The sequence below is a fragment of the Emticicia sp. genome (assembly GCF_049241225.1).
Lineage (GTDB): Bacteria > Bacteroidota > Bacteroidia > Cytophagales > Spirosomataceae > Emticicia.
Genome location: NZ_JBMLRC010000365.1, coordinates 1 through 10704, shown reverse-complemented (window position 1 = coordinate 10704; position 10704 = coordinate 1). Strand labels below are relative to the sequence as shown.

Below are 10704 nucleotides of genomic sequence, written 5' to 3'. Positions count from 1 at the left end.
TCATCATGCTCAATGAATGGAATCATTGAAGCGGCCACTGATACAATCTGATTTGAGGCAATATCCATGTAGTCGATTGAATCAGGAGTCTTCATTGGGAAGTCACCTTCATAACGACACTTCAATGTATCAACCAAGAAGTTTCCTTCGGCATCAACATCGGCAGTTGCCATCGCAATATTTTTACCGTCTTCTTCTTCGGCAGTTAAGTAAACCAATTCTTTGGTTAATTTACCGTTTTCAATCTTAACATAAGGGGTTTCGATGAAGCCCATGCTGTTAATTTTGGCATACGTACAAAGCGACGAAATCAAACCGATGTTTGGACCCTCTGGCGTTTCAATCGTACACAAACGACCGTAGTGCGTATAGTGAACGTCACGAACCTCGAAACCTGCACGCTCACGGCTCAATCCACCTGGCCCGAGTGCCGACATACGACGCTTGTGCGTGATTTCGGCCAATGGGTTGGTTTGGTCCATGAACTGTGATAGCTGGTTGGTACCAAAGAATGAGTTGATTACTGAAGAAAGCGTACGAGCGTTAATCAAATCAACTGGTTTGAAATCTTCGTTATCACGAACGTTCATACGTTCTTTGATTGTACGGGCCATACGAGCCAAACCTACACCAAACTGTGCGTAAAGTTGCTCTCCTACGGTACGTACACGACGATTCGATAAGTGGTCAATATCATCGACAACTGCTTTTGAGTTAATCAATGAGATGAGGAACTTAACGATTTCAACGATATCTTGAGTTGTCAATACACCTGTTTCGAGTGGTGTAGTGAGGTTCAATTTTGTATTTACACGGTAGCGACCTACTTCTCCTAAATCATAACGTTTGTCAGAGAAGAACAAACCTTGGATAATCTCACGGGCTGTTGCTTCGTCAGGTGCTTCGGTGTTACGTAACTGACGGTAGATTTGCTCAACGGCCTCTTTTTCAGAGTTTGAGCTATCGCGTTGTAACGTATTATAGATAATGTTAAATTCTGATACGTTGGCATCTTCACGGTGCAAAATGATTGATTTTTGCTCAGTGTTTAAGATAGTGTCAATGTCATCGTCAGAGATGATAGAGTCACGCTCTAAGATTACCTCGTTACGGTCGATAGAAACAACCTCACCAGTATCTTCATCTACGAAGTCTTCTGTCCATGTACGTAATACACGTGCGGCAAGACGACGACCGATTGCTTTTTTCAAGGCTTCACGCGTGCCAGGAATTTCTTCTGACAAACCGAAAAGGTTAAGGATGTCTTTATCAGAACCAAAACCGATTGCACGAAGCAATGTTGTAACTGGGAATTTTTTCTTACGGTCGATGTACGCATACATTACGTTGTTTACGTCAGTCGAGAATTCAATCCACGAACCTTTCATCGGGATTACACGAGCTGAGTAAAGTTTCGTTCCGTTAGTGTGCTTGCTCATTGAGAAGAACACCCCTGGCGAACGGTGTAATTGTGATACGATAACACGCTCAGCTCCGTTGATAACGAATGAGCCACGACCATTCATGTATGGAATGTTACCGAGGAATACTTCTTGCTCGATTGTCTCGAAGTCTTCGTTGTCGGTATCATTACAAATCAAACGCAATTTTGCTTTTAAAGGCACAGCGTAAGTAAGACCACGGTCAATACACTCATCAACTGAGTATTTTGGTGGGTCGATGGTGTAATCGACGAATTCCAACACGTAGTTTTCACGTGAGTCGGCGATTGGGAAGTTTTCGGCAAATACATTGAAAAGCCCTTCCATTTTGCGATTTTCGGCTGGAGTCTCAATCTGGAAAAAATCTTGGAAAGATTTTACCTGAATATCCAAGAAGTCTGGGTATTCGATGAGCGGCTTTACCGTTGCGAAACTTTTTCTACCGGTTTCTGTCAGATTCAAGGTTTGAAAAGTTTTAAGTGATATAAAATTTTTAACTTGTTGTTTAAAGCACAAAGTCCACAGTCAATAGTCGTCAGTCAACAGATTATTGAGAAATGAAGCAAAACTTATGCTAAAAACTTTTTTATATCGTAGTGAAGCGAATGATTATCCCTGTGCGACTATCCTACGAAAACAGCCGTGTATCGGACAAAAATTCTACTAATGAAAAGCGTATTTTTTCGGGGTAATCTTAAATAGGGTGCGAAATTACGAAATGATAACGAAAAAAACAAGATTTTATTAGGATTTTTCGTAGTGTTTTTATTAATAGGGGCTGATATTGAAAGAAGAATAAAAAATTAATAAATAAAATATGGCTTTTAGACTTTTCTGAAATTTTAGTTTTAAATTTCGATATAAGAAGATCTGTTATTCACCGAATAAGCCTTACTGTTTTAAATCAAATTACAGCTATTTTATTACTTGATGAAGGTTAAAGTAGTATGATATTTGTTCATGATAGATTTAAGGCTTTCCAATTTTAGACTATTTAATCAATGAGCGAAGCTCTGCAATATTTAATTTTTGTGTCGATTGTCATAATTGCTGTAGTAGTGGTGTTTTTACTGATGAAAAACTCTTACGCTAAGTATCGACATATCTACATAAATAATGTAGAAGAATTATCGAGGCATTATTATCGCTATGTGCAATACTTTTGGGGTGTCGGAGTCTTTGTCCCTTTTAGTGAATTTGTTGTAGAACTGTTTGGAATTAGGAAAGAAAGCGAATTGATTTTTAATCTAGCAGTAGGCCTTTTTTGTTTGGGGGTTGCTTTTTTTAGTCGATATTTTGATTTTCTTCGTAAGAATTTACACCGACTTTTTGCTGCTTTTTTTGCCATTTACAATCTCTCGATTTTATTTAAAATAGCCAATCTTGAACAAATGGATTATCTAACATTGGCCGAGTTTACCCTCGTCAATATGATTTCCTATTATGTTTTTTATACATTTAAATACTTCTACACCTACTTTATTACTATTGTTTTTTGTTTGTTACTACTATTTGGGGGCGGATTTATTAGCAAAGTAGATTTTGTTATTTATTTCAATAGTTCGTTTATCGCCTTTGTAATCAACTATGTAATTCACTTCATTGACCTTAGTATCAAAGAAAACCTCTTTTTTGCCTATAAATTTGTGAATCGCGGTAATCTGGTAATCATAGGCGTCAACACAGAGGGAGTAGTGACATTTGTCAGTAAAAATGCTGAGCAAATTCTAGGATACACAGATGAAGAATGGATAGGTAAAATCTGGGAAGGCGATATTGCAAGAACCTTAGGCTTAGAGCAAAATGATGTCGGTAATACAAAAAAAATAAAGATAAAAGATGGTAGTTATAAGTTTCTCGACTGGCACGAAGAGGTATTTAATAATGACTTGGTGCTGAAAGTTGGGCGAGATGTAACTGATATAAAAAAAACCGAAACCCAACTCACAACCACTAATAACCGCCTCAATAGCCTGTTATCCAATATCGGTGATTTGGTTTTCGTGTTGAGTTTAGACTATGTTTTTACGGAGTATTATCAGAATGAAAATAACGAGGAATTATTGATTCCGCCCTCTATGTTTTTGGGAAAAAATATCAACCAGATTGGTTTCCCCGATGATGCCCTCAATGCCATCAAGGCAGCAATGGATAAAACAATTGCTACTCACAAAAAATCAACGGCGGAGTATAGTTTACAATCAGAGGTTGGTCGTCAATGGTTTAGTGTGGTTATTTCGCCACTTACCGATGATGCCGGTAACCTTGCAGAAATTATTTGTATTGCACGAAATATTACTGATAATAAAAAAGCAGAACTCGAACTTAAACGAACCAAAGAAATACTTGAGCAAACCAATCGTGTGGCAAGAGTAGGTGGTTGGGAATATAATTTGATTGATAAAAAAGTTTATTCTTCAAAAATTACTAAAGAAATCTTTGAAGTTTTTGATGGCAGAGAATCTGATTTTGAGCAAATAATTGGTTATTTTGATGAGAAAAATTCTAAGGAATTACTTCTAAAAGCTATCAGTAAATGTATTGAACAGGGGGTAGCTTATGATCTTGAAGTTCAAATTACGACAGCTCTCGGAAATAAACGTTGGGTGAGAGCCAAAGGGAACGCCGAGTTTAGTGATGGTGTATGTCGTAGAGTTTATGGAATTGTACAAGATATCGATGTGCAAATTCAATCCCAAAACGCTCTCAAGCAAAGCGAAGAGAAGTTTAGGTATATCAGCGAGAATATATCGGATGTGGTGATTGTTTTAGAGGACAACAAAGTTTCGTATTTATCATCCGCTCACGAACGCCAGTTTGGCTATTCTACTGAGGAAGCAATTCTGATTGCCGAACGTGATATTTACGAGTTTTTCCATCCGGATGACCATGAGTTCTTAAGGAATCTGTACCGCAAGGCGATCAAGAATAAAACTCCCAAAATTACCTATATTGTGCGTTTTTTACACAAAAATGGTGAGTATTTATGGAGAGAAGACTCGGTCACGCTAATCTATGATTCAAGGGGATATTTGGTTATGCGTTTGATTACGGCAAGAGATGTTAGTGAGCGTAAAAAACAAGAAATTGCCAATCAGCTCCGACAAGAACGAGTGCTTTTGCAAAATGATATTCTGATTCGTTTGTCCAAAACGCATCTTGAGGAGGGTAATTTCTGGAAAAATGGACTACATACAATAACCGAAGCCGCCGCAGAGGGTATAGGTGTTGGGCGTGTGAGTTTGTGGATTTTTGAGGGAAATCATATTTCTTGTCTGGATTTATTCCTCAAAGATTCTCAAACCCATACTATCACCGGGCCAATTTATGAAGCAGAATTTCCGATATATTTTCAAGGATTAAGAAGTGAAGTGGCAATCATCGCCAACGATGCTTACACCCATAAATATACTCAAGAGCTTACGGAAGTATACTTGAAAGTTACGGACATCAAATCACTGCTTGATCTACCCATTTATATAGGCGGTGAGCTAATCGGGATAATTTGTTGGGAACAACTACACGAATGTAAATATTGGTCAGATGATGATATAGCTTTCGCTCGTTCGATAGCAGATTTTATTTCGCTCGGAATCGAAGCCGATAAACGCTTAAAGGCAGAAAATGAACTCAAAAGAACCAAAATACTTTTAGAACAAACAAGCCTTGTCGCAAAAGTTGGAGGCTGGGAAATTGACGTCTTAAATCAGACAGTTTTCTTTTCTGATATAAACAAGGCAACCCTAGAAGCTCCGCCAGAATTTGATTTGAATCTTGACAGTGCCTTAACTTTCTTTAGGGAGGGTGAAGATCGACAGCTAGTATTTGATTCTTTCAATGAATGTTTCAAGAAAGGAATTCCGTTTGATATTGAAGTACAGATCATTACTTTCAAAGGAAATGAACGTTGGGTCAGAGCCTTAGGCCAAGCCGAATATAGCAACGGTAGGTGTAAAAGGCTTTACGGAACTTTTCAAGATATTGATGAGCAAGTGAAGCTTGTTAAGATAATTAAAGACAAAGAGCAGCAATACAGAACCCTAATCTCCAATATTTCGAGTGTTACGTTTCGTTGCTTGAATGATGAAAACTGGACAATGATTTTTATAAGTGATGCCATCGAACAACTCACGGGGTATCCTGCCGAAGATTTTATTTTAAATAAAAAATTAAGTTATGCCGATATCATTCATCCGGATGATAGAGTGTATGTCAATGAAGGTTCAGAAGATATAAACCAAGAATATACTATAGAATATCGAATAATTAATAAAGCAAATGAAGTAATTTGGGTAAACGAAAAAGGGAGGTGGTATTTTGATGAGATTGAAAAACGATTAATGCTCGATGGTATTATTTCGAATATTACCGAACGAAAGCATGCCGAAATGGCTCTTGTTCAGAGTTATGAAGAGCTAAAAAATACTCAAACTCAATTATTAGCTATTCAGGTGGAGCAAGATAAATTTGTAAATCTTGTGAAATATTCGGGTGCTTTTATTGCTATGTCGGATTTGCACGGAAATCTAATTTTCTTGAACGAAAAAGGCAAGCAAATTTCTGGTATGGGAGATGATTTTTTTGGGCTAACTGCAAAAGACTGCCATTCCGAACAAGGCGGAATCTTGCTCAATACAGTTATCATTCCACAGGTTATAAAGCATGGAATGTGGCAAGGTGAGCATGATTTAATCAATATCAAAACCAAAGAAATTAGATATACCGATGCGACGATCTTCTTAATAAGAGACCCCCTCTCTAAAAAAGCCATTGCTTTTGCTACGATTCAAATTGATATTACCGAAAGAAAAAAAGCGGAAGCTCAATTACTCGAAAACCAACGAGAATTACTGTATAAAAGTGAAATGTTGGCCGCTATTGCCAAAACAACCGAAAAACTCTTGGTTAGTAAGAATATCGAGGAAACACTCAACGAAACCTTCAAACTAGTTGGTGAGTCAATCGAAACCGACAGAGTATATTACTTTGAGCATGATTTCAAAACTAATCTGATTAGTCAAAAAGTTGAATGGGTGCGTCCGGGTATAAGCTCACAGATAAATAATCTCGACACCCATAATCTATCATTCGATGATATTTCTTTTTATACCGAACCACTGCGTCAGAATAAAATTTTTCAGAAAACATTAAGTGAAGTAGAAAATCCCACAATTATTGGCCGTTGGATAAAGCAAGAAATTTTGTCGGTGCTTTTGTTGCCAATCATGATTAAAGATAAGTTCTATGGATTCATTGGTTTTGATGATTGTACGCATGAACAAATCTGGTCAGAAGATAAAATCAATATTTTGCTTTCGTTGGCTACCAACATCGCCAATGCGATTGAACGCATCAATAATGAGATTATTATCAGCGAAAGTGAAGGCAATTTCCGTCAACTCAACGAAACCATCGAAGATGTATTTTTACTTTTCGATGTTATCAATCAAAAATATATATATGTGAGTCCATCTTGTAAAAAAGTATTGGGTGCGGAGCAGAGCTATTTTTATGAGCAAAATACATTTGTACGTGATTATCTTTTTGAAGAAGACCACAATATAAATTTGGTGATTGATGAACAAATTAAAAATCAAAACTCTTCCGAAGTAGAATATAGAATCAAAACCGAAGATGGTAGTGAGAAATGGATATACCAGAAATCTTTCGGAATCAGAAATGAAGCGGGCGAATTAATCAGAATTTCGGGTGTATGCTCGGATATTACTGAGCGAAAAATAATTCAAAGTGAAGTAAAACAACTGTCGCTAGTAGCCGAAAGAATTACTAATGGGGTGCTAATTGCTGATATCGAAGGGCGAATATTATGGGCAAATCAAAGCTATTTGGATATGATGGAAGTTGAGTTGTCGCAGATAATTGGAAAACGTCCGAGAGATTTATTTAATCCACGTAATAAGGATATTCAAAATGAAATAGACGTAATAAATGGGTATAATTTTAGCCTTGAATTAGAAGTTGATACTTTCAAGAAAAATCAAAAATGGATTGAAGTGCTGAATACGGCTATCAAAGACGATGATGGGAATCTTATTCAGCAAATAGAAGTTGTGATTGATATTTCTGAACGAAAAAAAGCAGAAAGTTTACTAAAGGAGAGCGAAGAAAGGTTCCGTTTTATTGCAGAAAATACTTCAGATGGTATTTTTGTTATCGAAAACACCCTTATTGTCTACACTTCCCCTTCTTTTCAGAAAATGTTTGGGTATACTTTCCTCGAAAGTGTAGAACATAGTAAAGGAAACCTCCTAGCTTTAGTGCATCCTGATGATGTCGAAGTTTTTGTTCGTGTTGTGAGCGAAGCTGTCAGTTCACGGCACATTACATTTACACATCAATATCGTACGCTGCATAAAAACGGGCACTACGTTTGGCGAGAAGATACCGTTACGATCATTTACAAAGACGACACCGTATTTAGATTTATTAGCGTTGTAAGAGATATAACTGAGCGTAAAAAAGCCGAAGAACGACTCAGAGAAAGCGAACGCAAATTAAGTAGCATATTAAATTCCTTAGATGAGGTGGTGTGGGCAATCAGTGTACCAGACTATAGGCTGTTGTTAGTGAGTAAATCATTTGAAAAGGTTTATGGAAAAACCTCAAAAGAATGGAAAAGAAATTTTGATTTGTGGAAAAATGCTATTGTTGATGAAGACAAAGCCATAGGAGAAAAAGTACAACAAGACGTACTAACTTTAGGAACAGGCTATGGTGTGTATCGAATATTAGATACTCATGGAAATATCAAATGGCTTGAGAATGCAGCCAAAATGGTGAAAAATGAAAAAGATGAACCATACATGATTATGGGTATCACGACCGATATTACCGAGAAAAAAATCGCCGAAGAAGCACTGAGAGAAGCCCAAGAGGTGGCCGATGAGGCAAACCGTGCAAGAGCGGAGTTAGAACTAAGAGCCCTGCAAATGCAAATGAACCCACATTTTGTGTTTAATGCCCTCAACTCGATTCAAAGCTACGTAATGAATCAAGACACGCTTACGGCTAACATGTACTTATCAAAATTCTCACGATTGATTCGCTTGTTCCTTGATTCTTCACGTAGTAAGTTCATCCCATTGGCCGAAGAGATCAAACTCCTCACACTTTACATCGAATTAGAGAAAATTAGGTTTGAAAGTAAGTTTGACTTTGAAATAATTGTTGATCCCTCTGTAAATAAATATATCGAAATTCCAACAATGATTTTACAGCCTTTCATCGAAAATGCGATCAATCATGGCCTCAGATACAAACACCAAAAGGGACTTTTGAGTATCAGATTCTACAAGGAATTAGGCTATCTGATTTGTAAAATCGAAGATGATGGTGTGGGTCGAAGAAATGCCGAAAAAATTCAAGGAAAATCAAGCAAAGGTTATAAATCGCAAGGACTAAAAATCACGACCGAACGCCTAACGACTTACAATAAAATCAATGATGCCAACATTGTGTTTTCAATCAAAGATCGTATCGAAAACCCTGCCAGTCCGAACGATGAGGTTGGTACAGTCATCGAAATCCGATTCCCAGAAAATTAAACAAAAACCATATTCAGAAGTTAGCTTATAAGCTTTCGATAAAGAAATAGCTTAGCAATCATGTGTCATTCTTCACATTGATTGCTTAATTTTGCAAAAAATAGGGGTTTATTGCTTGCAGGAAACTTCCATTGAGCACTAAACATTAATCATTATACATTAATATAAATGGCACTTAGCGAACAAGAATTATTACGCCGTCAGAAAAGACAAGACCTAATGGCAATGGGCATTGACCCATATCCTGCCGATTTATTTGAAGTAAACGTAACGGCCGCCGATATTGAGAAAAACTACGAAAACAATAAACTCGATTATAAAAACGTATCAATCGCTGGTCGTTTGATGTCGTTTCGTATCATGGGAAGTGCGTCTTTTGCCGAATTGCAAGATTCAACGGGCCGTATCCAATTATACTTCCGTCGTGACGACCTCTGCCCAGGTGAAGACAAAACACTCTATAACACAGTTTTCAAGAAATTGCTTGATATTGGCGATATTATTGGTGTAAAAGGCTATGTTTTTACCACTCAAACTGGCGAAACTTCGATTCACGTTACCGAATTTAAGATTCTTAATAAATCGCTTCGCCCGCTTCCAGTAGTGAAAGAAGTTGATGGCAAAGTCTATGATGCTTTCTCTGACCCAGAGCAACGCTACCGCCAACGCTACGTTGACCTCATCGTGAATCCGCACGTAAAAGATGTTTTCATCAAACGTGCAAAAATCATCAGCACGATGCGTAAAATGTTTGATGAAAAAGGCTGGCTCGAAGTAGAAACACCAATCTTACAGCCTATTCATGGTGGAGCAGCGGCACGCCCATTTGCTACGCACCACAATACGCTCGATATGCCTTTGTATATGCGTATCGCCAACGAACTTTACCTCAAACGCCTCATTGTGGGTGGTTTTGATGGTGTTTATGAGTTCGGGAAAATGTTCCGCAACGAAGGAATGGACCGCACACATAACCCAGAATTTACTTCGCTCGAATTCTACGTGGCCTATAAAGACTACGAATGGATGATGGGAATTACGGAAGAGATTTTCGAGAAAGTAGCAATGGCCGTTCATGGTTCAACGACTTTCAAATTAGGCGAAAACGAATTGAATTTTGCTGGTCCATTTGCTCGCTTGAGTATCTTGGAAGCCATCGAAAAATATACAGGTGTAAACTTAGCCGATTTGAGCGAAGAAGAAACCCGTGCTTATTGCCGCCAGTGGGGAATGGAAATTGACGACACAATGGGCAAAGCCAAATTGATTGACGAAATTTTTGGCGAAAAAGTAGAAGCAAACCTTATCCAGCCGACGTTTATCATTGATTATCCAGTCGAGATGTCGCCACTAACAAAGAAACACCGCTCAAAACCAGGTTTGGTTGAGCGTTTTGAATTGTTTGTGAATGGAAAAGAGGTGGCTAATGCGTACTCTGAGCTAAACGACCCAATCGACCAACGTGAGCGTTTTGAAGAACAACTCAAATTGGCTGAGCGTGGCGATGAGGAAGCAATGGCAATGGACGAAGATTTCATTCGCTCGCTCGAATACGGAATGCCACCAACGGCAGGTATCGGTATCGGTATCGACCGTCTCACGATGATGTTGACCGATAACGTAAGTATTCAAGAGGTGCTTTTCTTCCCGCAAATGCGACCAGAGAAAAAACAAGAACTCTCGCAAGAAGCTGATTA

3 protein-coding genes are annotated in these 10704 nt (G+C 38.0%); 2 read left to right on the top strand and 1 reads right to left on the bottom strand.

The window, feature by feature from the left end; genetic code table 11:
• Positions 1-1904: DNA-directed RNA polymerase subunit beta (rpoB, locus tag ACOVO2_RS19260; protein WP_421771539.1), on the bottom strand; the 1904-nt coding region annotated here is incomplete at its 3' end.
• A 539-nt stretch (positions 1905-2443) separates the two neighbouring features.
• On the opposite strand from rpoB, the gene ACOVO2_RS19255 reads away from it, so the two are divergent.
• Both ACOVO2_RS19255 and lysS read left to right on the top strand, forming a co-directional pair.
• The gene (locus tag ACOVO2_RS19255; RefSeq protein WP_421771538.1) at positions 2444-9007 is read left to right on the top strand and encodes a PAS domain S-box protein; all 6564 of its coding nucleotides are present in this window, start codon (positions 2444-2446) and stop codon (positions 9005-9007) included.
• 168 nt (positions 9008-9175) lie between these two features.
• A partial coding sequence (gene lysS / locus ACOVO2_RS19250; protein WP_421771537.1) for a lysine--tRNA ligase occupies positions 9176-10704 on the top strand: 1529 nt, incomplete at its 3' end.

Coding starts and splice junctions, on each gene's coding strand:
- ACOVO2_RS19255 (WP_421771538.1), top strand. CDS start 2,444: ATGAGCGAAGCTCTGCAATATTTAATTTTTGTGTCGATTGTCATAATT.